We start from the raw sequence: 25,045 nt of genomic DNA on the forward strand, positions 1-25,045 counted from the left end.
CGACCGGGCCGGGCCGCAGCGGGCACCGTCGCCGATCGATACAGTCGGGTGGTGAGCACCGCACAGCCGCCGGGCCGACGGCGACGCCCCGGTCAACTGGAGACCGAGATCGTGACCGTGCTCGGCGCCGCGTCCGGCCCGCTGACCCCCGGTGAGGTCCGTGACATCGTGGACCCGACCGGGTCATTGTCCTACAGCACGGTGGTCACCACGCTCACCCGCCTGCACGAGAAGGGCTCGGTCACCCGGAGCCGGGACGGTCGAGCGTTCCGGTACGGCGCCCTGAGCGATCCGGCGGGACTGGTGGCCGATCGGATGAGCCGCCTGCTGGCGGTGGAGGCCGACCGCGCGTCGGTGCTGCGCCGCTTCGTGAGCACGCTGACCGATTCGGACGAGCGCGTCCTTCGCGACCTGCTTCGAGAACCCGACGCCCCGTGACCGCTTGTCGGCGCGCCGCGGTGGGCGGGCTGATCAGGGTCCCGGCTGATCAGGGTCCCGGCTGATCAGGGTCCCGGCTGATCAGGGTCCCGGCTGATCAGGGTCCCGATGCCGAACCGCTGTTCCCAGTCCCGACCGAACGCGAGGAGAACTACGCGGTCTCGTGGTCTGCCGCGAAGCCGAGCGACCCGAGAAACCGGGTCTGCTCGTGAACGACGGTGTCGTTGAGCTCACCGAGCGCGGCCTGCGTCTCGGGGTCGTCGAGCGCCATCTGCGCGAGAGCACGCTCGAGGTGACCCTGGTCGTCGACGGACCACAGGTTCCAGCTCTCGTAGAGCGGCCCCACCTGCGTCACGGCTCCGGCGACCAGCATGATGCCCTGCGACTCGAACAATCCCCGGACTGTCGTCATCGCCGCGTCGTAGCGGGCCAGGTTCGCAAAACCGTACTTGAGCTGAAGTTGGGCGAGCATGTAGCTCTTCATCTGATTCCTCCTTGTTCCCGCCCTCGAAGTGGGGCACTCATGAACCTAGGAGTTCACGCTGGTGTGAAGTGCAAGCCCTTGGTCGGCGCCGATTCGCCGGCGTCGCGACGAGCGCGCACGATGCTCATCGTCTCCTTGAGGTGACTCACGGCCGCCTGTTGGGCCGAGATGCCGGCGAGTAGTTCAGCGTGGCGAGCCGCCAGGACCACCTCGATCCTCGCCATGCCGCCGGGACGATCCCAGTCGCGAGCGATCTCGCGGATCAGAGTGCTCGGGATTCCGGCGGCGTAGAGGCTCTGGATGAACCGCACACAGTCCACGGAACGCGAGGAGTATCGGCGGTGCCCAGCGGAGTTGCGATCGGGCACCAGCAGCCCCTGCTCCTCGTAATAGCGAAGGGAGCGCGTGCTGACGCCGGTGGCATCAGCCAGCGCGCCGACGGAGAGCGCTGATGCTTCCACGGGTGCGACCTTTCCGTTGGTGAGGTGCCGTCCCATCATGGCTCGCGTCGTGAAAGCGCAGCCGGCACAACCGCAGCGAGAACCGGCCGGGTGATGACCGCCTCATCCGGGCGCGCCTCCGTGAACACCGCGACGACCAGAGCCGGCGCCCACTCCACGACCCGCCGTGGGAGTCAGGCGAGCAGTGACCGCCCCCAGTGGTCGTCGGCGGCGAGCAGGCCGGGTGGGCAGGCGAAGACGCCGCTGGAGACGTGCCGGATGTACTCGTTGAGCAGATCGTGCCGGGACAGCCGGGTCTGTACCGGAACGAACTGTTTTCGCGGGTCCCGCTGGTAGGCGATGAAGAACAGTCCCGCATCGAGTCGCCCGAGCCCGTCCGACCCGTCGACGTAGTTGTAGCCGCGCCGCAGCAGCCGCGCCCCGCCGTTGACCGTCGGGTGGGCGAGCCGCACGTGCGCGCCGACGTCGATGCGGTCGCCGGTCAGGTCGGGCTCGTCGAACTCGGCGGTCCCGGTCAGCGGCGCCCCGGAACCCTTGGCTCGTCCGAAAATGGTCTCCTGCTCGCCGAGCGGTGTCCGGTCCCACGTCTCGATGATCATGCGGATCTTCCGGGTCACCAGGTACGACCCGCCGGTCATCCAGTCCGGCCCGTCACCGTCGCGGACCCACAGGTGTTCGTCGAGCAGCGCGGTCTCCTCGGCCTTCAGGTTGGCGGTGCCGTCCTTGAAGCCGAACAGGTTGCGGGGCGTGTCCTGGCTGGTCGACGTGGAGGAGGTGCGGCCGAAGCCGAGCTGCGACCACCGCACGCTCACCACGCCCATGCCGAGCCGGGCCAGGTTGCGGATCGCGTGGACCGCGACCTGCGGATCGTGCGCGCACGCCTGCACGCAGATGTCACCGCCGGAGATCTTCGCGTCGAGGGCGTCGCCGGGGAACGCGGGCAGGTCGGCGAGCGCCTCGGGCCGCCGGTCCGCGATGCCGAACCGGTCCTTGCCGGTCGCATCGCGGAACAGCCCGGGACCGAATCCGATCGTCAGGGTGAGCCCCGACGCGGGCAGCCCCAGCGCCTCGCCGGTGTCGTCCGGCGGCGCCTCCGGGATGCCGCCGACCGCGCCGCGGGTGCCCGCGTCGAGGCCGGCGGTCATCCGGGCGGCGGCGGCCGTCCACGCCTCCAGCATGCCGACCAGCGCTGCCCGGTCGTCGGTGATCACGTCGAAGGCCATGAAGTGCAGCCGGTCCTGAGCGGACGTGACGATGCCGGCCTGGCGGTCACCCCAGAACGAGATCGCGTCCGCGGCGGCGTTCCCCCTCGACCCGTCACCACCGGCGCCGGCACCACCGGCACCGCGGCCCGGGTCGTCGCTGCTCAGGGCGAGGGCACCGGCGGCGACACCCGCCGCGCCGACGCCCGCCAGCCCGATCACCTTCCGGCGTTGCATGCTGATGTGTCCCCTATTTGCCGGACGCCACCAGCGCGGCGATCCTGCTGATCGGCTCGGCCAGGGCGTTGATCTCGTCGCTGAGTGTCTTCAGATCGGCTTCGGTCAGAGCGGTGTGCAGTTTCCAGCCGTCGCCGTCGCGGTGCTTCTCCAGGGCTGCCTCGACCGACGCGAACCGCTCGTCGAGCGTGGTGACCAGCGCGGCGTCCTTCTCCTCGAGCGCCGGGCGCAGCGCCGACACGGCGGCCTGCGAACCCTCCACGTTGGCCGCGAAGTCCCACAGGTCGGTGTGCGAGTAGCGGTCCTCCTCACCGGTGATCTTGCCGGTGGCGACCTCGTCGAGCAGTTCCTTCGCCCCGTTGGCCAGCTGCAGCGGGGAGAGCGTGGTGCTGTTCGCCAGGTCGACGATCTTCTGGACGTCGACGAGCAGCTTGTCGGCGACCGGCCCGTCCTGGCTGATGTCGCCGGTGGTCCAGAGGTCCTTCTCGATCCGGTGGAAACCGGTGAACTCCTGGCCCTCCTCCTGGTCGCCCTCCCTGCCGTCGATCGCCGGGTCCAGGTCGCCGAAGATCTCAGCGACCGGCTCGATGCGCTCCCAGTACGTCCGGGCGACCGGGAACAGCGCCTTCGCCTCGTCCACCTTGCCGGCCTTGACCGCGGTCACGAACTCGGTGGTCTTGTCGATCAGCGCGCCGGTCTGGCTCTTCACGTACCGCTGGTAGTCGGTGGTGGCCTGGGCGAGCTTGGCGTCCTCGGTGAGCGGCGCGCTGGAGCCGGTGACGGTGAACCCGTTGCGGATCCCCTTGCCGATCATGCCCGGCTTGCAGGCGGTCTCGTACGTGCCCGCGGCCAGCTCGACGATCAGTTCCCGGGACAGACCGGGGGCGATGTTCTCCACCTCGCCCATCACCCGGTCGCCGTCGGCGTACACGTAGAACTCGGTGACCTTGCTGCCCTTGTTGGCGATGGTGAAGGTGACCGTGCCCGCCGCCGACTCGCCCTCGGCGACGTCGCAGGCGGTGTCCGAGGCGGACACGGCGATGGCGGCATCCTCGTCGCCGGTGGTGCCGCCGTCGTTGTCGCCGCAGGCGGTGAGCAGCAGGGCGGCCGCGGTGGCGGCGGTCAGTATCCGTGCGGTGCGCATGGTTCTCCTAGGACGCGGGTTCGGGGGTGTTCTTCTCGAGCCGCGACGCGGGCCTGCCCGCCGGGTTCAGGAAGAGGACGAGAACGGGGATGCCGTACGCGAGCCAGGCCACGGTCTCCAGCACCGTCGGAGCGGGGGTGAAGTTGACCATTCCGCGGAGCAGTTCGGCGTACCACGTGTCGGGCGGGAACGCGGCGCTCACGTCGAAGGCCAGGTCGTCGAGTCCGGGCAGGACGCCGGACTCCTGCAGATCGTGGACGCCGTACTTGGTGATCCCGGCGGCGACCAGCACGAGCAGTGCCCCGGTCCAGGTGAAGAAGCGTCCGAGGTCGATGCGGACGGCGCTGAGGTAGAGCAGCCAGCCGAGGGCGACCGCCGTGAGCAGCCCGAGCGTGACCCCGATGATCGGCCGGGTGCTGTCGGCGGCGCCCTGGGCGGCGGCGTAGAACAGGATCGCGGTCTCGAGGCCTTCGCGGATGACCGCGAGGAACGCGACCCCGGCGACGGCGACCGGTCCGACCTGGATCGCACCCTCGAGCCGTCCGCGCAGTTCAGCCCCGATGTGCCGGGCCATCCGCCGCATCCAGAAGATCATCCACGTGACGAAGCCGACGGCGACGAACGACGCTATGGCCTCGAACAGCTCCTGCTGCGTGAACGACAGCCGGGCGACGCCGACCTGCAGCAGGACGGCGGCTCCGATCGACAGCGCCGCGGCGATCGCGACGCCGGCCCAGACCAGGCGCAGCAACGGTTTCCGCCCGCTTCGGACCAGGAACGCGACCAGGATCGACACGACCAGGGTGATCTCGAGGCCTTCGCGGAGACCGATCAGGTAGATAGCGGCCACCGACCACTCCTAAGGTAAGGCAAACCTAACAAGGCCGCCCCCACTTTCTTTTATTGCGTTGTAGAAGTCAACTCACCACCCACCTCCAGCGACGCGCCTCACCCTTGACGATGGTGGAAGATCACTCCATGGCCATGGATGAGTTCGTCATGTCGTGGGTACGAGGCTGGGCCGTGTCCCGGGAGGTCCCCGAGCCCGAGGAGGTCACGGGCGGTCTTCGTGCGCGGGTGGGACTCCCCGGCCACCGGATCCGGTACGTGCTCCGGTCCGGCGAGACCGCGACGGCGGCCCACCTCGGCAGAACCGCCGCCGAGCCGGGCACCTGGATCAAGATCGCCGACACTGACGAGGCGTTACGGGCCGCCCTGCCGGACGTGTGGCAGATGACCGAGACCTGCTATCTGATGAGCACCAGCCTCACCGCGAAGGCCGCCGAGCCGCCGGCGCCCTACACCCTGCGGACCGCCCTGCACGGCCCGGTCGTGATCGCCACCGTGCACGACCATGCCGGTGACCTCGCGGCAACCGCCCAATACGGCCCCACCGGCGACATCGCGGTGATCGACAAGGTGGTGACCGAACCCCGGCACCGCCGCCGGGGACTCGGCCGCGTCGTCATGGGCGCGCTCGCCACCCATGCGCTCGACCACGGCATCACCACCGGAGTACTGGTCGCCACCGATGAGGGCCGCAGTCTCTACCGCACCCTCGGCTGGTCCGACCACGGACCGATCGCGGCCGCCCACGTCCCGGAGGATCCCGCCTGAGTCTCCGCGGACGGTGCGGTGACAGGAAGCGCCGGAGTGGGTACCAGATAGGACATGACCGAGTACGGCATCCACGCCTCGCACGAACAGATCCCGCCCGGCGACCTCCTCAAGGCGGTGATCGCCGCCGAACGCGCCGGTTTCGACGCCGCCATGTGCTCCGACCACTTCTCGCCGTGGAGCGAACGCCAGGGCGAGTCGGGTTTCGCCTGGTCCTGGCTCGGCGCCGCGCTGCAGGCCACCAACCTGTCGTTCGGGGTGGTGAACGCTCCGGGCCAGCGGTACCACCCGGCGATCATCGCGCAGGCGATCGGCACGCTCAGCTCGATGTATCCGGGACGGTTCTGGGCCGCCCTGGGCACGGGCGAGTTCAGCAACGAGCACATCACCGGCGACCCGTGGCCGCGTAAGGACGTCCGCAGCGCCCGCCTGCGCGAATGCGTCGACGTGATCCGGGAACTGCTCGACGGCCACGAGGTGTCGCGCGACGGCCTGGTCACCGTGGACCGGGCCCGGGTGTGGACCCGGCCGGACACCCCGCCGCCGCTCATCGGCGCCGCGGTCAGCCCGGCCACCGCCCGCTGGTGCGCCGAGTGGGCGGACGGCCTGGTCACGGTCAACGCCCCGGAGGACCGGCTGCGCGAGATGATCGCGGCATACCGGGACGCCGGCGGCCGCGGGCCGGTCTGCCTGCAGGTCCACCTGAGCTGGGCGCCGACCCAGGCAGAGGCCGAGGAGATCGCGCTGGACCAGTGGCGCAGCAACATCTTCCCGCCGCCGGTCTGCTGGGACACCGCCACCGCCGAGGAGTTCGACGTGGTGTCCGAGCGGGTCGGCATCGATCAGATCGGTGAGGTAGTGAACATCTCCGCCGACCTCGAACGGCACATCGAGCTGCTTCGCGGGTACGCCGACCTCGGCTTCGAGCGGATCTATCTGCACCATGTCGGCCAGGACCTCGGCCCGTTCATCGAGACCTTCGGCGCCAAGGTCCTGCCCCGGCTGCGCTGAGCCGGCAGCCCCAGCCTGCCTCGGGTCGCGACCAGCAGGAAGACGGCCGCGACCCGGGAGAGGGATCAGCCCCACACCTCTGCGGCTGTTTCGACGATCAGGCGCAACTTGGCCATCTGCTCCTGGTAGGTCAGTTCGTTGCCCTCCACCGTCGAGGAGAAGCCGCACTGCGGTGACAGGCAGATCTGCTCCAACGGGACGTAGCGCGCCGCCTCGTCGATGCGCCTCTTCAGGTCGTCCTTCGACTCCAGCGTGCCGCGTTTGGTCGTCACCAGGCCCAGCACCACCATTTTGCCCTTGGGCACGAACCGCAGGGGCGCGAAGTCTCCCGATCTGGCGTCGTCGTACTCCAGGAAGAAGCCGTCCACCTCCAGCGAGCCGAACAGGGCCTCCGCCACGAAGTCGTAGCCGCCCTCGGCTGCCCACGAGGAGCGGAAGTTGCCCCGGCACATGTGGGTCGTCACCTTCAGGTCGGCCGGGCGGTCCGCGATCGCCGCGTTGATCTGCCGGATGTAGCGCAGGTGCTGGTGGTCGGCGTCGTCGCCGCGCGCCGACAGCAGGCTGCGCTGGGCGGGATCGTTCAGGTACGCCAGACTCGTGTCGTCCAGCTGCAGGTAGCGGCAGCCCAGGGCCGCGACCCGCCGCACCTGCTCGGCGTAGGCGGCCGACAGATCCTCCCAGAACGCTTCCTGCTCCGGGTAGACCGCCGGATCGATCGCCGCCCGGCCACCGCGGTAGTGGACCATGCTCGGCGACGGGATGGTCAGTTTCGCCGTCACGTCCGGGTCGACGATCGACGACAGGTAGCGGTAGTCGTCGCCGAAGATGGTTTCGGTGAGGCGTACCGGGCCGTCGACGGCGAGCGCCGCCGATTCGAAGTCCAGCTCTCCGGAGGCGTTCCGGAAGTGCACTTTGATCTTCTCGTCGGTGGGGCGGATCCCGCCGAGGCGGTAGATGAAGTCCATGTGCCAGGAGGTGCGCCGGAACTCGCCATCCGTCGCAGACTGCAGGCCGACGTCACGCTGCATGCGTACGATCTCGGCCACCGCCTCGTCCTCGACGGCCCGCAGCTCCGCCGCGGTGATCTCCCCCAGTGCGCGGCTGCGCCGGGCCTCCAGCAGGCGGGCGGGGCGCAGCAGACTTCCGACATGATCCGCCCGGAACGGCGGCGTTGCGCGTTTCGTCACGACGGGGCTCCCTCCGATGACGATCTGAGAACGACGACCCAGCCAGACTCGGACCTCATGTCGGCCCGCCGCGCGCCGAACAGACGAGGGAGCGAGAACTCATGGATCCGGCATAAGGGGATAAATCATGGCGAAGGGGCGCGCCGGCACGGTAGGCATCTCCAGGGCCAAGCTGAAAACAGCCCTCGCCGAACTCCCGGACATCGGCGCCGACATCTTCCTGGAGATCGGCGAGGGGGTGAACTTCCGCTCCCGCCTCGAGGCGGCCGGCACCGAATCGTTCACCGTCTCCGCCCCGGTGGAGGGCCAGGCTGCCGGGATCGAACCCGGCGGCGAGTTCGACATCTTCTGGATACCCGAGGTGACGCCGACGACCCGCGTGGTGCTGTCCTGCCGGCTGGTCGAGATATCCGGCGAGGCCCCCTACCAGTGGACGCTGGCACCGACCGCCACCCCGGAGGTCCGCAACCGGCGGCAGTACTCACGCGGCGGCGCGGTCACCACCGTCCGGGTGCACACCGCCACCGGCAACGACCCGGTCGACGCGCGGCTGCTCGACATCAGCGAGGGCGGCATGCGCTGCTGGGTCACCGAGCCCCTGGGCATCAAGGCCGGCGACCGGATGCGCGCGGTCCTCTGGCTCGGCACCAGCGAGGCCGACCTCGGCGGCACGGTCCATGCGGTCCGCGACTCGCCCGACGGGCCCGGTCAGCATGTGGTCGTCGTCTTCGACACCCGCGACGAACTGGCGCACCTGATCCGCCAATACGTCGTCGCCTGGGAGATCGGCGAACGCCGCCGGAAGCAGCGAGAGGCCAAACAGTAACACACAGTGACCCGAGAATCGGTCACTCAGGGAGATCGATGCAGGATCTGGCACGTTCACAGTGAACGGTTGAACCGTCCGGAGCGTACTGTCTGTCATCGGCTAGTCAGGAGGAACCACGATGACAGTCCTCGCTCTGGACCGCCGGCAGGCCCGGCACCACACCGGCGCGATCCTGCGCGGTCACGGTCGCTTCGCCCGCCAGTTCGAGATGGACGGACACGTGCTGACGCTGGGTGTCGACCCAGGCGTCCGCGGCGGCCTCTACTACCTTCCCGCCACCCCACGCTGGGACGACGGCACGCCGGTCCCGCACGACATCGTCGCCACCCTCCAGCCGATCATCGAAGAGGTCGAGCGTTTCTGGGGCACCTGGCCGGAGTTCCGCGCCGTCCTCTGAGCACCCCGCCGGGGGAGATCCAGGATCTCCCCCGCACTCTTCCTTTTCTTGTACGCGTAAAGACCCTTCCCACCACCCCACACCTCCCGCAATCGCCAGTTCCCGGCGAGCACCCCACCATGGCCGGGAGTTCGCTGAAGGCCGGCCGGGATCAGCGGCTGGGCAGGCCGAGGCGTTCCAGGGCCGCCCGCAGCACGTGCCGGCCGGCCATCGACGACGGCCCTCGGAGGCGGGACAGGACGCGCTCGCTCCAGCCGCCGGCCAGACCGTACCTGCTGTTGTAGGCCGCCAGCCGCTCGTCGTACACCTCGATGTACGCGTCCGCGGCCGCAGCGTCGTACACCTCGTGGTGCAGGACCGCCGCCTGGGGCAGGCGAGGTTTCACCCCGGCCCGCTCGGACGGGTCGGGTTCGCCGACCGCCAGGCCGAACGCCGCCACCGCATGCGACGGCAGGCCCAGTTCCGCGGCCACCTTCTCCGGATGGTTGCGGATCGCGCCCACGAAGACCGTGCCCAGTCCCAGCGACTCGGCCGCCACCACCGCGTTCTGGGCGGCCAGGGCCGTGTCGACGAACCCGATGATCGTCGACTCCAGGTAGTCGGCGGCGTCGAGGGCGACGCCCGCCCGCAGGGCCAGCCGGCGGGCCCGGCCCAGGTCGGCCACCCACACCAGGAACAGTGGTGCCCGGGCCACGAAGTCCTGTTCACCGGCGAGGGCGGCGAGGCGTTTCTTGCGGTCCGGGTCACGGACCGCCACCACGCTCCACGGCTGCAGGTTCGACGAGGTGGGCGCGGACTGGGCGGCGGCGATCAGCGCGGCCAGTTCGTCGTCGCCGACCGGGCGGGGGCCGAACGCGCGGACCGACCGGTGGGCGAGTTGGACGGCGAGGACGTCGTTGGTGACGCCGAGGGTCGCGGCGGGGTCGCCGTAGCGGGCGGTTACGGACATCAGGCGGCCGCCTCCTCAGGAGGGCTCGAAGGTGAAGCCCATGATCCGCCGAAGGTCAGCAGGGGTGCCAGGTCCCGTGCCGTGGATGTGAGCAACCTCCGGTGTTCGGCCAGGTCCGGAACTCCGGGCACGAAGCTGACCAGCAGATCCGTGACATGTCGCAGGGCCGGGTCGGCGTTCAGCGCGGCGGCGATCCCGGCGGCCGGCCCGAGCAGCGCGTGATCCTTCGCCAGGTATTCCGGCACCGGCAGTCCGGCGGCGGACGCCTGCCAGCTCTGCCATCGGCGTACTCCCGGTGTGACCGCCTCCAGAGCCGCTGACGGCGAGGGGTGCGGGTAGACGGCCCGGGACACCTGGATACGCGGCGGGGTGCCGGCGGGCAACGCAGCCAGATAGGCGGAGATCCACGAGGCCTGGTCCGCGAACGGCGAGCTGGACCGCCACGAGGTGGCCCGGGACAGCTGCAGGCCGTCGCCGGCGCGGGCGGCCGCGATCGCCGCCGCGTGTGCCAGCCGGGGGTCGCTCGTGGTCGCCTGCCAGAGGCGGTCCCGCACGCCGGCGCCCGGCGGGTGCAGCACCTCACCGAGGCTGTTCAGGGCTTTCCCCTCGAGGATCTCGTGCAGCCGGGCCACCGAGGCATCCCACAGCCGGTGCCGGTCGGCGAGGTCCTTCCCGAACGCCTCCCACGCTCCCGGGAACGGCCCCGACCCGACGCCGAGTTCGAGCCGGCCGCCGCTGAGTGCGTCGAGCGTCGTCGCCTGTTCCGCCACCACCAGCGGATCCTCCAGCGGCAGCACGAGCACGCCGGTGCCGAGCCGGATCCGGGACGTGTGCTGGGCGATCGCGGCGAGCAGCACCAGCGGGGCGGAGACGTGCTCCTTCCCCTGCCGGAAGTGCCGCTGGATCACCCAGCCGGAGTCGTAGCCCAGCTCCTCGGCCAGCTGGAACAGCTCGATCGCGTGCCGGTAGGACTCGGCCGGCGACAGGTCCCGGTCGAGGTGCAGCAGGAATCCCAGCCGGGGCACGTCAGATCCTCAGCCCGGTGCCGTGCACACCGTGCTCGTCGATGACCGCCAGATCCGTTTCGGACAGCGGGTCGAAGTCGAGGGCCCGGACGTTGTGGTCGAGCTGGGCGACCGAGCTGGCCCCGATCAGCGCCGACGTCACCTGCGGACGGTGCAGAACCCACTGCAGCGCGAGCTGGGCGAGGGACTGGCCGCGGCGCGCGGCCAGCTCGTTCAGGGCGCGGGCCCGTCGACGGTACGTGTCGTCGATGACCTCCGGTTTCAGGAAGTCACTGGCGGTCGCGCGCGCTCCGACCGGAATTCCGTCGAGGTACTTGTCGGTGAGCAGTCCCTGGGCCAGCGGTGAGTACACCACCAGACCGAAGCCCTCCTCGTCGGCGGCGTCGAGGAGTCCGCTGGTCTCCGGCGTCCGGTCGAAGATCGAGTACCGGGGCTGGTGCACCAGCAGCGGCACGCCCGCCTCGCGCAGCAGCTTCGCCACCTCCCGGGCCCGGGTCGCCGGGTAGTTGGAGACGCCGACGTAGAGCGCCTTGCCGCTGGTGACCGCGCCGGCCAGGGCGCTGACCGTCTCCTCCAGCGGGGTGCTCGGGTCGGCCCGATGGTGGTAGAACACGTCCACGTAGTCCACCGACAGGTCGCGCAGGCTCTGGTCGAGCGAGCCGAGCAGCGACTTGCGGGATCCGCCCTGCTGGTACGGGCTGGTCCCGATCGGGTTGCCGGCCTTGGTCGACAGGACGATCTCGTCGCGGTGACGGGCGAGGTCGCGGCGCAGCACCTTGCCGAAGACCTGCTGGGCGGCCCGGTGCGGCGGCCCGTACCGGTCGGCGTTGTCGAAGTGCACGATGCCCAGGTCGAAGGCGCGCAGCAGGATGGCCCGCTGGGTGTCGTACGCGTAGTCGGTGCCGAACTTCTGCCACAGCCCGAACGAGAACACCGGCAGGTCGAGCCCGGAACGTCCGGAGCGGCGGAACGGAATCGTGGTCATCTAAGCGGTCCTCCTGAGAGAAGAGGCTTGCAGGGACGGCGTGTCCACGCCGGTGTCGCGTTCGAGGAAGTGCGTGCCCGGGTCGACGATCGCGTCGATCCGGTCCAGGACGGCGGCGTCGAGGACGACCTGCGACGCCTTGACGTAGGCGTCCAGATGCTCGGCCGTCCGCGGCCCGATGATCACGCTGCTGACCGCCGGGTGGTTCAGCGCGAACGCCACCGCCAGCTCGATCAGGCTGAGACCGTTCTCCTCGGCCAGCGCGGCGAGCGCGTCCGCGGCGGCGAGTTTGCGCTGGTTGTGGTCGGCGCCGATGTCGAACCGGCCGGGGATCAGGTCGGCGCGGGCCGATTCCGGCTGTGCGGCGCCGAGGCGGTACTTCCCGGACAGCCAGCCGGCGGCGAGGGGCCCGTAGCCGAGGACGCCGACGCCGTACTTCCGGACGACCGGGAAGACCTCACGTTCGGCGGAGCGGACCAGCAGTGAGTAGGGCAGCTGCTGGGTGTGCGGCGCGATCAGCCCGTGCTGAGCGGCGAGCCAGTGCGCCTCGACCTGCTGGTGGGCCGGGAACACCGAGGTGCCGTAGTAGAGGATCTTCCCGGACCGGACCAGCCCGTCCAAGGTCCGCAGCGTCTCCAGCAGATCCGTGTCCGGGTCCGGCCGGTGTGCCTGGTAGAGGTCGATATGGTCGGTGCCGAGGCGGCGCAGCGAACCCTCCACCGCCCGGGTGATCCAGCGCCGCGAGTTCCCGGCGTGCCGTGGGTCGTCACCGATCTTCCCGTGGAACTTCGTCGCCAGGAAGACGTCGTCGCGGCGGTCCCGCAACGCGCGCCCGACGATCCGCTCGGATTCGCCCTGCTCGTACACGTCGGCGGTGTCGATAGCGGTGATCCCCGCGTCCAGAGCCGCGTGGATGATCCCGATGCTGGTGTCCTCGTCCTGGTGGCGACCGAAATTCATCGCGCCGAGGGTGAGCGGGGAGATCAGTACCCCGGTGCGTCCCAATACCCGTGCGGTCACAAGAAGCCCTTTCAGAAGAGGCCGGTGGTGGGTGGTTCCTGCCCGGTCAGCAGGTGGGCGCCGGCGACCGACGCCTTCCACTGCCGCGGGTTGTGGTTGGCGGCGGTGCGGGCGTTGCGCCAGTGCCGGTCGAAACCGAGTTCCCGGTCGGTGATCGATCCGCCGGCTACGTCGAACAGCAGCTCGGCGGCGCGCAGGGCACTCTCGATGGCGATCACGCCGGTCTGCGCGACGGTCACCGACGCTGCGGCCCCCGCGGCCCGCGCTTCGTCACCGTGCTTGTCGCGTACGCGATGAAGCTCCTCGGCAGCGAGAAGGACCACCGACCGGGCCGCATGGCTGCGCGCCGAGATCTCCCCCACCGTCTGCCGCACGTAGGGGTCGTCGACGCTCTTCTCCGCCGAACTGTGCTTGATCGGGCGGGCCCGTTCCCGGGTGAACCGGACCGCGTCGTCGAGCGCCGCCGCGGCGATCCCGGCCTGCACCGCCGCCAGGTAGAGCTGCGCGAACGACCCGAGCCACGGGTTCTCCACGATCGAGTCGTCGCGGTACACGATCTCGTCGTCGGACACCCGGACGTTCCACAGCCGGGTGGTTCCGCTGGCGGTGAGCCGCTGGCCGACCGCGTCGAAGTCGTCGAGGCGCTGGACGCCCTCCCGGTCGACCGGGACCGTGAAGCCGTAGAGCTTGCCGTCCTCGGTCTTCGCCGATCCGCTGAACCAGGAGGCGTAGAGCCCACCGGTCGAGTAGTACTTCTCGCCGTCGATCACCCAGCCACCGGCCTCGCCGTCGCGGCGCAGCGTGGTGTGCACCGTGCCGCTGGCGCCGCCGCTGCGTTCGTTGCCGCTTCCGGCGAACAGGTCGCCGGCCCGCAGCCGGGCCAGGGTGACGTCCCGGTGCGGCAGGTCCGGCCGGGTGGCCACCTGGTTGGCGGTGAGGAAGCTGGATCGCAGCGCCTGGGCGACGCTGGAGTCGGCCCGGGCGATCGCGATGATCAGCTCGGCGATGTCGCGGACCGTGCCGCCCGCGCCGCCGTCGGCCGTCGCGATGCCGGTCAGCGTGATCCGCCGGCCGGCGAGTTCCCGGACGTCGTCGAAGGCGTAGTCGCGTTTCTGCTCGCGGGAGGCCGCGCTGTCCTGGAGGCGGGCCAGGATCGGGGCGATCGCGGCGCGGATGCCGGCCGGGGTCATGCCGCCACCGTCTGGTACGCGCCGCGCAGGGTGGCCGCGGGTGGCCGTGGTTCCAGGGCCGCGATCGCCGCCAGTATCTCGTCGGCGCCGCCGGTCACCGCCAGCTCGAAGCCGTCGAGCGGTCCGCGCCACGCCGGGTCCGGAATCTCGGTGACCCGGCCGATCAGCGTGATGTCGTCGCGGGCCCGGCCGGCCGTGCGCAGCGCCGCGTCCACTTCCGCGGCGTGCGCAAGGTCGACCACCACCACGTCGGCGACCGCGGCGACCGTCGCCAGGTCGAGCACGCCCAGATCGGCGACGAGGACCGGGCGGCCCTGCACCGACGACGGGCCGTCCAGCGGGCCGGCGACCCGGTAGTGGGCGCCCTCGTGGCCGATCGGCCGGATCAGCGCGTCGTCGACGAGCACCCCGGCGTCGCGGTCGCCGATCAGGGCCTCGCGGGGGAACGACTCCCAGAGACGGGTGAGGATGTGGGCGTACTCGCCCCAGCGGCGTACCGGGTCGGTCAGGCCGGGTTCGGGGGCGGTCAGCTCGCTCACCGCGTCCCCGCGTCCCGGGCGCAGCACCACCCCGGCCCGGCCGCCGGTGGCCCGGTCCAGCGACAGGATCCGGCGTGCCGCGTTGAACGGCGCGTTCCCGGTGGTCGGCAACTCCGGCAGGTAACCGATGCCGCCGTGGATCCCGGCGAGGTATGCCGCGACGACCGTCGGGTCGAGCGCGGCGCCGGTGTCGGTCAGTCGCAGGGCCACGACCCCTGCCGCTTCGGCGGCTGCGGCGATCCGGACCGCGTCGGCCGGCGACACCAGTCCCGCTCCCCCGACGGACAGAGCGATCTGCACGGGCACACTCATGACGGCACCTCCTGGTTGGCGGGCAGCCCGAGATGCGAGCGCAGGGTGGCGCCCTCGTACTCGGTGCGGAACAGGCCGCGGCGCTGCAGTTCGGGGATCACGTGGTCGGCGAAGTCGTCGAAGCCCGACGGCAGCACGTCCGGCATCACGTTGAAGCCGTCGGCGGCGCCGGCCCGGTGCCAGGTCTCGATGTCGTCGGCGATCTGCTCCGGGGTGCCGGCCACGATCCGGTGCCCGCCGCCGCCGGAGAGCCGTTTGAGCAGCTGCCCGAGCGTGGGCCGGTCCCGGTCGATGATCGACTTGACCACCCGGTAGAAGGTCTGCGAGCCGCCCGCCTCGTCCGGGTCGACGAGCAACTCGTCCGGGATCGGCTCGTCGTCGGAGAGGCCGTCGAGGGAGATGCCCAACTGGCCGGCGAGGCGCCGGCGGGCGTACGCATCCGGAAGGAGCTCGTCGAGGAGCTCGCGCCGGGCCCGCGCCTCGGCCTCGGTGGAACCCACCACGGTGGACAGCCCGGGCAGCACCACGATCTCCTCGGGCCGGCGGCCGAACGCCGCGGCCCCGTCCCGGATCTCGGCCCGGAACCGGCGGGCGTGTTCCAGGTCCTGGTCGGCGGAGAAGATCACCTCGCCGACCTGGCTGGCCAGCCGCCGTCCGTCGGTGGAGCCGCCGGCCTGCACGACCACCGGCCGGCCCTGCGGGGAGGCCAGCTCGCGCCGGGATTTCCAGGCGTCCACCACCTGCCCGGTGACGACCGCGGCCCGCTGGTAGCGGAACGCGTGCTCCGGCTCGCTGGTCCGGCCGAAGTTGCGGGCCGCGGCCGGGCCGGCCGTGGTGACCACGTTCCACCCGAACCGGCCGCCGCTGACGAAGTCCAGGTCACCGGTGCGCCGGGCCAGCTCGACCGGATCGTTGTACGACGACGACAGCGTCCCGATCAGCCCGATCCGTTCGGTCTGCGCCGCGATCCGCGCGAGGACCGTGGTCGGTTCCAGGTTCTGTCCCGGCCGGTGCCGGATGCCCGGGTCCAGGACCGGACCGTCGGCGAGGAACACCGCGTCCAGTCTGGCCTGCTCCGCCTTGCGGGCGATCGCGGTGTAATGCTCGACGGTGAAGCTGCCGGCCGGGTCGGTGCCGGGGAACCGCCAGGACCCGCCGAAGACTCCGGCGTTGAGGATGTTGACGTTGATGTGCAGCACGGTCGCTCCTTAAAGCTTCACGCCGGGGATCGCGTCCAGCAGGTGGCGGGTGTAGTCGTGCTCCGGGTCGCGCAGCACCCGGGCTGCGGGGCCGCTCTCGACCACCGCGCCGTCCTTCATCACCGTCACGTCGTCGGCGACCAGCCGGACCACGCCCAGGTCGTGGGTGACGAAGACGTAGCTGAGGCCCCGCTCGTCCTGCAGGCGGGTGAGCAGTTTCAGGATCTGGTCCTGCACCGACACGTCCAGGGCGCTGACCGCCTCGTCGAGCACCAGGATCTTCGGCCGCAGCGCCAGGGCGCGGGCGATGGCGACCCGCTGCCGCTGGCCGCCGGAGAGCTGGGCCGGGAGCCGGTCCAGGAAGCTCTCGTCCAGTGACACCGCCGCCAGCAGCTCGGTCACCCGGTCACGAACCGGCAGCTGGTATGCCCGCAGCGGTTCGGCGATCAGCCTGCGGACCGTGAACCGTGGGTCCAGGGAGGTGAACGGGTTCTGGAAGACGTACTGCAGATCCCGGCGCACCTCGCGCAGCTGCTTGCGGCTCAGTCCGGTCAGCTCCCGGTCACCGACGTGCACCGTCCCGGCGCCGGGCTTCGCGAAACCGGCCAGGATGCCCGCCAGCGTCGACTTGCCCGCGCCGGACTCGCCGACCACGGCGTGCGTGGTGCCCTCGCGGACTGCCAGGTCGACGCCGTCCAGCGCCCGCAGCGTGCCGTACTCCTTGGTCAGACCGGTCGCCCGCAGCACCACCCGGCCGCCCGCAGGCCGGGGTTCCCGGGCGGGTTGCCGGGCCGGGTTCGCCGCGAACAGCCGCCGGGTGTACTCGTGGTCCTCGTCGACGATCCGGCCCTTGTTCATCACCAGGATCCGGTCCGACCGGTCCTGCGCCACCCCCAGGTCGTGGGTGACCAGCAGGATCCCGATGCCGAGCGTCTCCCGCAGGCTGACCAGGTGGTCCAGGATCCGCTTCTGCACGGTCACGTCCAGGGCGCTGGTCGGCTCGTCCGCGACGATGATCTTCGGTTGGCCGGCCAGCGCGATCGCGATCAGCGCGCGCTGTTTCATGCCGCCGCTCAGCTCGTGCGGATAGCTGCGGAACACCCGTTCGACATCCTCGAGACCCGCGAGGCGCAGGCTCTCCAGGGCCGCCTCCCGCTTCTTCTCGGGTACGGCCTCCTGCACCTGTGCCCCGACTCGGCGTACCGGGTTGAGGGAGGTGTTCGGGTCCTGGGGCACGAACCCCACGTAGGTGCCGCGGACCAGCGCCATCCGCCGGTCGTTGAATCCGGTCACGTCCACGCCGGAATAGGCGACCGCGCCGGAGCGGATCCGGGCCGCGACCGGGAGCAGTCCGAGCGCGCCCTGGATCAGGGTGGTCTTGCCGGAACCGGACTCGCCGACCAGCGAGACGAACTCGCCCGGATCGACGTGCAGGCTCACCCCGTCGACGGCCGGTGTCCAGGTGCGACGGCCGGTGCGGTAGTCGACGGCCAGGTCGGTGATCTCCAGCAGGGACTCGGTCACCGGTTCTCCCTTCGCAACGACGTGCTGATCCGGTGGGTGGCGATCACCACGGTCGCCAGGGCCAGGCCGGGCAGGATCGACGCCCACGGGTGCACGGCCACGTAGTCGCGGCCCTCGGCGACCAACAGCCCCCACTCCGGCTGCGGAGGGGGAGCCCCGTAGCCGAGGAAGCCGAGCGACGCGACCGCCAGCACCCCGGCGCCCACCTCCAGGGCGGCGAGGGCGACCACGGAACTCAGCGAGTTGGGGACCACGTGCCGGGCCAGCACGCCGAGACGGCTGACGCCCAGGCCGTACGCGGCCCGCACGTAGTCCTGGTGGACCACGGTCAGCACCTGGGACCGCATCACCCGGGCGAACGAGGCGATCGACGAGACCCCGACCGCGAGGGCGATGTTGTTCGTCGAGTAGCCCAGGACCGAGACCAGCACCATGGCCAGCAGCAGGCTGGGGATGGCCAGGAACACGTCGACCACCCGCATGATCGCGGTGTCCACGACGCCGCCGGCGAACCCGGCGATCAGCCCGACTCCGGCACCCGCGCCGAACGCGATCAGCACCGCGAGCAGGGTGGCGGTCAGGGTGGTGCGGGCGCCGTAGACGCTGCGGGCGTACAGGTCGCGGCCCAGCCGGTCGGTGCCGAACCAGTGGTCGGCGCTGGGCGGGGCGAAGCTGGCCGTGGCGTCCCCGGCGAACGGGCTGTACGACGTGAACAGGTGCGGCGCGACCGCCCAGCCGACGGCCAGCAGCACCACGGCCCAGGACAGCACCCGGCCGGCCCTCACGGCGCGACGCCCGCGGTCAGCGACGCCCGCAGCCGCGGGTCGAGCAGCGGGTAGATCAGGTCGACGATCAGGTTGATCACGGCGAAGGTGGCCGCGACCAGCACCACGATCCCGGCGACCAGCGGCACGTCCAGGGTGTTGATCGCGGTCTGGGTCATCCGGCCCAGCCCTCTGCGGGCGAAGACCGTCTCGGTGATGACCGAACCGGCGATCAGGTTGCCGAAGGTGACACCGGCGATGGTCAGCGCCGGCAGGCTGGCGTTGCGCAGCACGTCGCGGACGATGATGCCGCCGCGGGTGCCGCCCTTCGCCCAGCCGGTGGTGACGTAGCCGGCGGCGAACTCGGTGGTGAAGCTGCGCACCAGCAGCTGCGCGATCGGCCCGGCCACCGGGATCGCCAGGGTGATCAGCGGCAGCACCAGGCTGCGCCAGCCCTGGTCGCCGAACGCCGGGAACCAGCCCAGCTGGAACGAGAACACCTGCAGGACCAGGATCCCGGAGAGGAACACCGGCACCGAGACCGCACCGGAGGGCAGCGACTCCAGCAGGTCACGCAGCCAGGTCCGCCGGGTGGCGGTGGCGGCCAGTGCGATCCCGAACGCGATCAGAGTGGCCAGGACCAGGGCCGCCGACGCCAGCACCAGGGTGCTGGGCAGCACCTCGAGAATCGCGCCGGTGACCGGTTTGCCGGACTGGACCGAGCTGCCGAAGTCGCCGGTCAGGGCGTGCCCGAGCCGGTTCAGGTACTGCAGGATCACCGGCTCGTTGAAGCCGTAGTTCGCGGCGACCTGCTCCTTGACCTCCGGCGGGATCGCGTTCAGTTCGGCGGGGTCGAAGAGCAGGTCCACCGGGTCGGCCGGGAGGACGAACAGCAGGACGAACGTGACGGTGAACGCGGCCCAGACCACGAACAAGGCCCGGCCCACCTTGAGTGCCGTGTACCGCGCGACCCCGGTCATCGTCCGGCGCTCTTCCCGGCGTCGCTCTTCCAGGCGTCCACGAAGTGGTTGCGGGACTGGGCGTCGAAGACGATCCCGTGCACGTAGTCGGCGTGCGCGATCACCTGCGACGGGTTGTAGATCGGGCTGACCAGGGCGTACTTGTCCAGCAGCAGGTCCTGGGCGGTCTTGGCGTACGCGGCCCGCTGCACCGGGTCGAGCGTGGTCTCCAGCTTGCCGAGCGCGTCGGTCACCTCGGCCACGTCGACGCCGGTCGAGACGCCCTGTTCCAGGAACGAGCCGTTGCCGAGCGCCGGGCTGTAGCTGAGGTTCAGGACCGCCGGGTCGTTGCGGGACCGGTTCGCGGCGGTGATGTTCCAGTCCGTCTTCGCCTTGGCCACCTGCGCCGCGTAGTCCGGGATCGGCACCACGGTCAACTGCAGGTCGATGCCGATCTTCTGCAGGTCCTGCTGCACCGACTCGTACGCCGGCTTGTTGACCACCAGGTTGCTGATGCCGAGCAGCTTCACCTCGAGCCGCTTGCCGTCCTTGACCCGGATCCCGTCCGTTCCCGGAACCCAACCGGCCTGGTCCAGCAGCGCCTTCGCCTGATCGGGGTCGTACCTGAGCGCCGAGCCGCTGTAGTCCGCGTACCCCTGCACCGACGTGTTCAGGACCGAGGTGGCGATCGAGTACGAGTCGGTCAGCACCGTCTTCGCCACCGCCGACCGGTCCCAGCCGAGCTGGATCGCCTTGCGGACGGCGAGGTCGTTGGTCGGGAACAGCTGCGAGTTGAGGTTGAAGAAGATCGAGGTGCCGGAGACGCTCCGCGAGACGATCGCGAAGCCCTGGTCCTTGAGCGGCTGCTCGTCGGTGGTGCCGACGTCCAGGGTGGCGTCGACGGCGCCGGACGTGAGCGACCCGGTCCGGACGCTGGCCTCCGGGATCGTGTTGAAGACGACCCTGTCGAGGTACGCCTCACCGCTGTGCCGCAGTGACGGCGGCGACCAGTGATAGCCCTGCCGCCGGACCAGGACCGTCTTGACCTGCTCCTCCCACGACTCGTAGACGAACGGCCCGGTCCCGATCACCTTCGTCGGGTCGGTGCGCTGCTCGGCGCTGAGCTTGAGCGTGTTCAGCGACAGGAAGCCGGGCTGCGCGTTCGCGGTGAACGCCGACGCCTGCAGGAAACTGGCCAGGGGCTTCTCGAACCGGACCACCGCGGTGTACGCGTCCGGTGTCCGCGTCTCGATGTACCCCGGCAGCAGCGTCGCGCCGTTCGGGTTGATGCCGAGCGTCTGGTCGCCGTGCACGTACTGGTCGAAGTTGGCTTTGACCGCCGCCGCGTCGAACGGTGTCCCGTCGCTGAACGTGACGTCCTGGCGGAGCTTGAAGGTGAATGCGGTCAGGTCGGTGTTGTAGGACCACGACTCGGCCAGCCACGGCGTGATCTCGCCGGTGTCCGGGTCCTGCCAGGTCAGCTTGTCGGTGATGTTGTTGCCGATCAGCGATTCGGCGTAGTTGGTGCCCCACTGCGGGTCGGGGCTGCGCTGGTAGTCGATCAGCGCGAACTGCAGTGTTCCGCCGCGGACCGGCTCGCCGGACGCGGCCGACGCCGAGTCCTCGCTGCCGCGGGTGACGGCCAGCCCGATGCCCGCGGCGAGCAGGACGCCGAGCACCGCGGCGCCGGATATCCAGGGCCACTTGCGGCGGCCTGACTCGGCTCTCTCGATGGATTCACGAAGGTCGGACATCAGCTTCTCCCGATCGCCTGGTGGAGGGTTAGAATATAAACCCTATAGGCACAGTAGGATTAGAATGTGACCTGCGACATAGGAGACGCCGAATGAAACCACTGTGGTACATCCCCAACCAGGCGCAGCCCGGCCACCGCGGTGACGACGTCGTCGACGGGCACAACAGCCTCGACACCCTCACCGAACAGGCCCTCGCCCTGGAGGAACACGGCTGGGGCGGCGCCCTGCTCGGCACCGGCTGGGGACGCCCCGACACGTTCACCGTGGCCACCGCCCTGACCGCGCGCACCACGACCTTCCAGCCGCTGATCGCGGTCCGCCCCGGGTACTGGCGGCCTGCCAACTTCGCCTCCGCCGCCGCCACCCTGCACCACCTCAGCGGCGGGCGCGTCCTCGTCAACATCGTGTCCGGAAAGGACGACCTGGCCGCGTACGGCGACAGCGAAGGTGACCAGGCCGCCCGCTACGGCCGCACCCGGGAGTTCCTCCAGATCGTGCGCAAGCTGTGGCGCGAAGAGAACGTCACCTACCAGGGCGAGTACTTCCAGGTGACCGGCTCGACCGTCGTGCCCCGCCTCGCGGCTCCACCGCGCCTCTACTTCGGCGGCGCCTCCCCCGCCGCCGAAAAGGTGGCCGCCACCGAGGCCGACGTGCAGCTCTTCTGGGGCGAACCCTACGACGACATCGCCGAACGCATCGACCGGCTGCGCACCCTCAGCACGCGGCTGGGCCGGGAACACGCGCCACTGGAGTTCGGCCTGCGGATCACCACCGTCGTCCGGGACACCGCCGAACAGGCGTGGGCCGCCGCCGAGGAACGGGTCGCCCTGATGGCCGAGGGTCAGGGCCGATTCGCCCGCGACCCGAACCGGTTCACCGCCGTCGGCCAGCAACGGCTCCTCGACCTGGCGGCCCGCGGCGACGTCCTCGACGACAACCTCTACACCGCGCCCGGCAAGGTCGGCGGGGGCGGCGCCGGCACCACGTGGCTGGTCGGCTCGGCCGAGGACGTCGCGTCGTCCCTGCGCAAGTACCAGGCGCTCGGCATCAGCCACCTGGTCCTCTCCGACACCCCGTACCTGCCTGAGATCCAACGCCAAGGTCGAGACCTACTGCCCCTCCTACGCTCTTTCTGATTGTACGTTTCTGCAGCTCATTGGCGTTTGCAACGTTGTCGCACGTCTAGTCCGTCGCCTATGGTGGCCGAGTGAACGACTCTTCGCACGGGCATGATCACGGCGACGGACTCGGACATCGCCTACGACACCTCGTCACGCCGCACTCCCACGACAGCGCCGACAAGGTCGACACCGCCCTGGAAGCCTCCGACGAGGGCATGCGCGCCCTGTGGATCTCACTGGCCGTCCTCGGCGTGACCGCTGCCGCCCAGGCCCTGATCGTGGCGCTCTCCGGGTCGGTGGCCCTGCTCGGCGACACCGTGCACAACGTCGCCGACGCCCTGACCGCCGTCCCGCTCGGCGTCGCCTTCTGGCTGGGCCGCCGCGCCGCCACCCGCGCCTACACCTACGGATTCGGCCGCGCCGAGGACCTGGCCGGCGTCGTCATCGTCCTGGTGATCGCCGCGTCCGCCCTGGCCTCCGCCTGGTTCGCCGTCGACCGCCTGCTCAACCCGCAGACCATGACCCACCTGCCGTGGGTCTTCGCCGCCGGCCTCATCGGTTTCGCCGGCAACGAACTGGTCGCCCGCTATCGCATCCGGGTCGGCCGCCGCATCGGCTCCGCCGCCCTGATCGCCGACGGCCTGCACGCCCGCACCGACGGCTTCACCTCGCTGGCCGTCGTGCTGGCCGCCGCCGGCGCCTGGCTCGGCTGGACCTGGGCCGACCCGGTGATCGGCCTCCTGATCACGGTGGCGATCACCCTGGTCCTGAAGGACGCCGCCCGCGAGGTCCACCACCGCCTGATGGACCGGGTCGACCCCGCCCTGGTCGACCGGGCCGAGGCGGCCCTGCGTGCGGTGCCCGGCATCCGCGACGTGGCCGGCCTGCGCCTGCGCTGGATCGGCCACCGCCTGCACGCCGAGGCCGGCATCGTCGTCGACGCCGACCTGTCGCTGCTGGCCGCCCACGCGCTGGCCGCCGAGGCCGAACACCGCCTGACCCACGACATCCCGCGGCTGCTCTCCGCCACCGTCCACGTCGACCCCAGCACCCACCCGGGCCCCACCCACCACGCCGCCCTGGCCCACACCGACCTCGCCCACACCAGCCCCGCCCCGGCCGGACATCACGCCCACCACCATGCGGACAGCACCCCGGCCGGGCACCATGCCCACACCCACTGACCGGGCTGCACCACGTCGGAGCCGCCGTTCCACAACCAGATGTCCGCCACACCGAGGCGTCTCGCGACGAGCGTCGGCCCGGGATCAGCGCGGGTGGCGATCGCCTTCTCGAGGGCCCTCCCGTCCGCCCGCATCCCGTCGTCGTTGAACCGGTTGGGCGCCCGGTGCCCGAGCCCGCAAACCGATCCAGCGTCTTCAGGGCTCCTCGGCGACACCGTGCAACCGTTGACAGCGGCCTGCAGTCGCCGGCCGTGGGCCACAGCTGCCTGATCAAGCGAAAGACCGTGCACGGCGGTCCGGTTCACTCCGTTTGATCTTGGCAGCGGTCACAGGGACTCCGAGTGGCTGAACTGCGCCGACGTCCGAAGCGCCCGGAAGAGACAGATCCCCTGGCCAGAATCATGATCGACTCAAGTTGAGTGGCATTACCGAGCCACCGGCCGTCGCCTGTGGTCGTTTTCGGCGCGCAGGTGGACCGTGAACGACGGCTGTGCCGACCAAGCCGTCAATCACGGCTGCCCGGGAGGCCGAAATCAGCCGTCAGCGACGGCTCAGGGTCACCCAGCCGCCGTCCAGGGTCGTTTTCGGCACGCGGACGGACCGTGAGTGACGGCCCGACGTCACTCAGCCGTCGTCCACGGCTCCGCCAGCAACGGGGAACGACCACGGGCGACGGCTGAGGCGATCGGGCCGTCGGCTATGGCTGCGACGGTTGGCAGCCGACGAGCCGCGCTGAACGAGCATCGAGCCAGCACGGGCGGGTGGGGGATGTCGGCAAGCCGGGACGGGGCTTTACGCGTACCCGTCGAAGGCTCTCAAATGCCGGCGGCGGGCCTCGGTGAGGTGGTGGCGCATGGTTGCCTCGGCGGCGTCGGGGTCGGCGGCGGCGATGGCGGCGGCCAGGGCGCGGTGCTCGGACGTGGTGGTGCCGGTCTCGGTGTAGGGGAAGTACAACCGGTGGATGTGCAGGTGGGCGTGCAGGCGGGTGACCGATTCGCGGAGCAGCGGGTTCGCGGCGGCCTCGGCTATCGCGTCGTGGAAGCGGGCGTCCATGGTCGTGAACAGGGTGTGTGACGTGGTGTCGACCGGGACCGGGAGGGCGGCCTCGGTGACGAGCGCCGCGCGGGTCTCGGCGGAGGAGCGGGTGGCGGCCCAGCGGGCGGCGGCGCACTCCAGCACCAGGCGCATGTCGAACATGTCGGTGAACTCGTCGCGGGTGAGCAGCGGGCTGACCGTGTAACCGGCCAGGGGGCGTTTGCGGACCAGGCCCTCGGACTCCAGGCGGGCCAGGGCCTCGCGGACCGGGGTCGGGGAGACGTCGAGTGAGCGGGCGAGGGCGTCGATGTTGAGGCGTTCCTCGGGGGCGAGACGGTGCTCGAGGATCAGGGATTTGAGCGACTCGTGGACGTCGTCGCTGAGGACGGAGCGGCGGATCGGCCCCGACATGCCACCACCCCCGGGTTGACGGAGACATCGACAGACGCTAAACAGTTTCGTAGATCCTATAGGA

The 25,045-nt window shown here is 70.7% G+C and carries 25 protein-coding genes; 7 read left to right on the top strand and 18 right to left on the bottom strand.

Going from position 1 to position 25,045, the window contains the following annotated elements:
- Positions 1-51: 51 nt before the first annotated feature.
- Positions 52-438, top strand: coding sequence for a BlaI/MecI/CopY family transcriptional regulator (locus QSK32_RS14175; RefSeq protein WP_285472168.1), 387 nt, complete (start codon positions 52-54; stop codon positions 436-438).
- Positions 439-589: 151 nt separating this feature from the next.
- Here the strand turns inward: QSK32_RS14175 and QSK32_RS14180 are convergent, their stop codons facing one another.
- The 5 genes from QSK32_RS14180 to efeU all read right to left on the bottom strand — a co-directional run bounded on the left by QSK32_RS14180 (position 590) and on the right by efeU (position 4,816).
- Positions 590-922, bottom strand: a complete 333-nt coding sequence (locus QSK32_RS14180) for a hypothetical protein (RefSeq protein WP_045739644.1) — start codon at positions 920-922, stop codon at positions 590-592.
- A gap of 53 nt (positions 923-975) precedes the next feature.
- Complete coding sequence (locus tag QSK32_RS14185; RefSeq protein WP_285472169.1) at positions 976-1,383, bottom strand: MerR family transcriptional regulator; 408 nt, start codon at positions 1,381-1,383, stop codon at positions 976-978.
- A gap of 173 nt (positions 1,384-1,556) precedes the next feature.
- Positions 1,557-2,822, bottom strand: coding sequence for an iron uptake transporter deferrochelatase/peroxidase subunit (gene efeB, locus QSK32_RS14190; protein ID WP_285472170.1), 1,266 nt, complete (start codon positions 2,820-2,822; stop codon positions 1,557-1,559).
- Positions 2,823-2,835: 13 nt separating this feature from the next.
- The gene (efeO, locus tag QSK32_RS14195; RefSeq protein ID WP_285472171.1) at positions 2,836-3,966 is read right to left on the bottom strand and encodes an iron uptake system protein EfeO; all 1,131 of its coding nucleotides are present in this window, start codon (positions 3,964-3,966) and stop codon (positions 2,836-2,838) included.
- A gap of 7 nt (positions 3,967-3,973) precedes the next feature.
- Entirely contained in the window at positions 3,974-4,816 is an 843-nt protein-coding gene (efeU, locus tag QSK32_RS14200; RefSeq protein ID WP_285472172.1) for an iron uptake transporter permease EfeU, read from the bottom strand.
- Positions 4,817-4,944: 128 nt separating this feature from the next.
- Between efeU and QSK32_RS14205 the strand changes: the two genes are divergently transcribed.
- Both QSK32_RS14205 and QSK32_RS14210 read left to right on the top strand, forming a co-directional pair.
- The gene (locus QSK32_RS14205) at positions 4,945-5,583 is read left to right on the top strand and encodes a GNAT family N-acetyltransferase (RefSeq protein ID WP_285472173.1); all 639 of its coding nucleotides are present in this window, start codon (positions 4,945-4,947) and stop codon (positions 5,581-5,583) included.
- A gap of 54 nt (positions 5,584-5,637) precedes the next feature.
- Complete coding sequence (locus tag QSK32_RS14210; RefSeq protein WP_045739640.1) at positions 5,638-6,594, top strand: TIGR03885 family FMN-dependent LLM class oxidoreductase; 957 nt, start codon at positions 5,638-5,640, stop codon at positions 6,592-6,594.
- A 65-nt stretch (positions 6,595-6,659) separates the two neighbouring features.
- Here QSK32_RS14210 and QSK32_RS14215 read toward each other — a convergent pair whose 3' ends face one another.
- The gene (locus tag QSK32_RS14215; protein ID WP_285472174.1) at positions 6,660-7,781 is read right to left on the bottom strand and encodes a 5-methyltetrahydropteroyltriglutamate--homocysteine S-methyltransferase; all 1,122 of its coding nucleotides are present in this window, start codon (positions 7,779-7,781) and stop codon (positions 6,660-6,662) included.
- A gap of 127 nt (positions 7,782-7,908) precedes the next feature.
- Between QSK32_RS14215 and QSK32_RS14220 the strand changes: the two genes are divergently transcribed.
- Complete coding sequence (locus QSK32_RS14220; protein ID WP_083448683.1) at positions 7,909-8,607, top strand: PilZ domain-containing protein; 699 nt, start codon at positions 7,909-7,911, stop codon at positions 8,605-8,607.
- Between the two features lie 121 nt (positions 8,608-8,728).
- Positions 8,729-9,007: a hypothetical protein gene (locus QSK32_RS14225; RefSeq protein ID WP_045739638.1), complete on the top strand. Its 279-nt coding sequence runs from the start codon at positions 8,729-8,731 to the stop codon at positions 9,005-9,007.
- Between the two features lie 151 nt (positions 9,008-9,158).
- Here the strand turns inward: QSK32_RS14225 and QSK32_RS14230 are convergent, their stop codons facing one another.
- Genes QSK32_RS14230 through QSK32_RS14280 form a run of 11 tightly spaced genes read right to left on the bottom strand, consistent with a single transcriptional unit; the run spans position 9,159 to position 21,227 of the window.
- Positions 9,159-9,956 (bottom strand): NADPH-dependent oxidoreductase, encoded by a 798-nt coding sequence (locus QSK32_RS14230; RefSeq protein ID WP_285472175.1) that lies wholly within the window; start codon positions 9,954-9,956, stop codon positions 9,159-9,161.
- A complete protein-coding gene (locus QSK32_RS14235) occupies positions 9,956-10,981 on the bottom strand; it encodes an LLM class flavin-dependent oxidoreductase (RefSeq protein ID WP_285472176.1) in 1,026 nt (341 codons plus the stop codon). The genes QSK32_RS14230 and QSK32_RS14235 overlap by 1 nt, the downstream gene beginning before the upstream one ends.
- 1 nt (position 10,982) lies before the next feature.
- Complete coding sequence (locus tag QSK32_RS14240; protein ID WP_285472177.1) at positions 10,983-11,966, bottom strand: aldo/keto reductase; 984 nt, start codon at positions 11,964-11,966, stop codon at positions 10,983-10,985.
- Entirely contained in the window at positions 11,967-12,986 is a 1,020-nt protein-coding gene (locus tag QSK32_RS14245) for an aldo/keto reductase (protein WP_285472178.1), read from the bottom strand.
- An 11-nt stretch (positions 12,987-12,997) separates the two neighbouring features.
- Complete coding sequence (locus QSK32_RS14250) at positions 12,998-14,176, bottom strand: acyl-CoA dehydrogenase family protein (protein ID WP_045739633.1); 1,179 nt, start codon at positions 14,174-14,176, stop codon at positions 12,998-13,000.
- Positions 14,173-15,027 carry an LLM class flavin-dependent oxidoreductase gene (locus tag QSK32_RS14255; protein WP_285472179.1) on the bottom strand — a complete coding sequence of 285 codons (855 nt, stop codon included), beginning with the start codon at positions 15,025-15,027 and terminating at the stop codon, positions 14,173-14,175. The genes QSK32_RS14250 and QSK32_RS14255 overlap by 4 nt, the downstream gene beginning before the upstream one ends.
- The gene (locus tag QSK32_RS14260) at positions 15,024-16,226 is read right to left on the bottom strand and encodes an LLM class flavin-dependent oxidoreductase (RefSeq protein WP_285472180.1); all 1,203 of its coding nucleotides are present in this window, start codon (positions 16,224-16,226) and stop codon (positions 15,024-15,026) included. Before QSK32_RS14260 ends, QSK32_RS14255 begins: the two co-directional genes overlap by 4 nt.
- 9 nt (positions 16,227-16,235) lie before the next feature.
- A complete protein-coding gene (gene nikE / locus QSK32_RS14265; protein ID WP_285472181.1) occupies positions 16,236-17,750 on the bottom strand; it encodes a nickel ABC transporter ATP-binding protein NikE in 1,515 nt (504 codons plus the stop codon).
- Entirely contained in the window at positions 17,747-18,535 is a 789-nt protein-coding gene (locus QSK32_RS14270; protein WP_045739629.1) for an ABC transporter permease, read from the bottom strand. Before QSK32_RS14270 ends, nikE begins: the two co-directional genes overlap by 4 nt.
- Positions 18,532-19,494 (bottom strand): ABC transporter permease, encoded by a 963-nt coding sequence (locus QSK32_RS14275; protein WP_045739628.1) that lies wholly within the window; start codon positions 19,492-19,494, stop codon positions 18,532-18,534. The genes QSK32_RS14270 and QSK32_RS14275 overlap by 4 nt, the downstream gene beginning before the upstream one ends.
- Entirely contained in the window at positions 19,491-21,227 is a 1,737-nt protein-coding gene (locus QSK32_RS14280) for an ABC transporter substrate-binding protein (RefSeq protein WP_285472182.1), read from the bottom strand. The genes QSK32_RS14275 and QSK32_RS14280 overlap by 4 nt, the downstream gene beginning before the upstream one ends.
- Before the next feature lie 92 nt (positions 21,228-21,319).
- On the opposite strand from QSK32_RS14280, the gene QSK32_RS14285 reads away from it, so the two are divergent.
- On the top strand, positions 21,320-22,366 hold the full coding sequence (locus QSK32_RS14285) for an LLM class flavin-dependent oxidoreductase (protein WP_285472183.1): 1,047 nt from the start codon (positions 21,320-21,322) through the stop codon (positions 22,364-22,366).
- Between the two features lie 71 nt (positions 22,367-22,437).
- Entirely contained in the window at positions 22,438-23,535 is a 1,098-nt protein-coding gene (locus QSK32_RS14290) for a cation diffusion facilitator family transporter (RefSeq protein ID WP_285472184.1), read from the top strand.
- Positions 23,536-24,327: 792 nt separating this feature from the next.
- Here QSK32_RS14290 and QSK32_RS14295 read toward each other — a convergent pair.
- Entirely contained in the window at positions 24,328-24,981 is a 654-nt protein-coding gene (locus QSK32_RS14295) for a GntR family transcriptional regulator (protein ID WP_045739626.1), read from the bottom strand.
- Positions 24,982-25,045: the final 64 nt, after the last annotated feature.

The sequence above is a fragment of the Actinoplanes sp. NBRC 101535 genome, assembly GCF_030269225.1.
In the GTDB taxonomy this organism is placed as follows: Bacteria; Actinomycetota; Actinomycetes; order Mycobacteriales; family Micromonosporaceae; genus Actinoplanes; species Actinoplanes rectilineatus.

Bases quoted from the DNA above. Each gene is read 5' to 3' on its own strand.
- QSK32_RS14180 (WP_045739644.1), bottom strand. From the start codon at position 922: ATGAAGAGCTACATGCTCGCCCAACTTCAGCTCAAGTACGGTTTTGCG.
- efeB (WP_285472170.1), bottom strand. From the start codon at position 2,822: ATGCAACGCCGGAAGGTGATCGGGCTGGCGGGCGTCGGCGCGGCGGGT.
- efeO (WP_285472171.1), bottom strand. From the start codon at position 3,966: ATGCGCACCGCACGGATACTGACCGCCGCCACCGCGGCCGCCCTGCTG.
- QSK32_RS14205 (WP_285472173.1), top strand. From the start codon at position 4,945: ATGGCCATGGATGAGTTCGTCATGTCGTGGGTACGAGGCTGGGCCGTG.
- QSK32_RS14210 (WP_045739640.1), top strand. From the start codon at position 5,638: ATGACCGAGTACGGCATCCACGCCTCGCACGAACAGATCCCGCCCGGC.
- QSK32_RS14220 (WP_083448683.1), top strand. From the start codon at position 7,909: ATGGCGAAGGGGCGCGCCGGCACGGTAGGCATCTCCAGGGCCAAGCTG.
- QSK32_RS14225 (WP_045739638.1), top strand. From the start codon at position 8,729: ATGACAGTCCTCGCTCTGGACCGCCGGCAGGCCCGGCACCACACCGGC.
- QSK32_RS14230 (WP_285472175.1), bottom strand. From the start codon at position 9,956: ATGTCCGTAACCGCCCGCTACGGCGACCCCGCCGCGACCCTCGGCGTC.
- QSK32_RS14240 (WP_285472177.1), bottom strand. From the start codon at position 11,966: ATGACCACGATTCCGTTCCGCCGCTCCGGACGTTCCGGGCTCGACCTG.
- QSK32_RS14250 (WP_045739633.1), bottom strand. From the start codon at position 14,176: ATGACCCCGGCCGGCATCCGCGCCGCGATCGCCCCGATCCTGGCCCGC.
- QSK32_RS14255 (WP_285472179.1), bottom strand. From the start codon at position 15,027: ATGAGTGTGCCCGTGCAGATCGCTCTGTCCGTCGGGGGAGCGGGACTG.
- QSK32_RS14275 (WP_045739628.1), bottom strand. From the start codon at position 19,494: ATGACCGGGGTCGCGCGGTACACGGCACTCAAGGTGGGCCGGGCCTTG.
- QSK32_RS14280 (WP_285472182.1), bottom strand. From the start codon at position 21,227: ATGTCCGACCTTCGTGAATCCATCGAGAGAGCCGAGTCAGGCCGCCGC.
- QSK32_RS14285 (WP_285472183.1), top strand. From the start codon at position 21,320: ATGAAACCACTGTGGTACATCCCCAACCAGGCGCAGCCCGGCCACCGC.
- QSK32_RS14295 (WP_045739626.1), bottom strand. From the start codon at position 24,981: ATGTCGGGGCCGATCCGCCGCTCCGTCCTCAGCGACGACGTCCACGAG.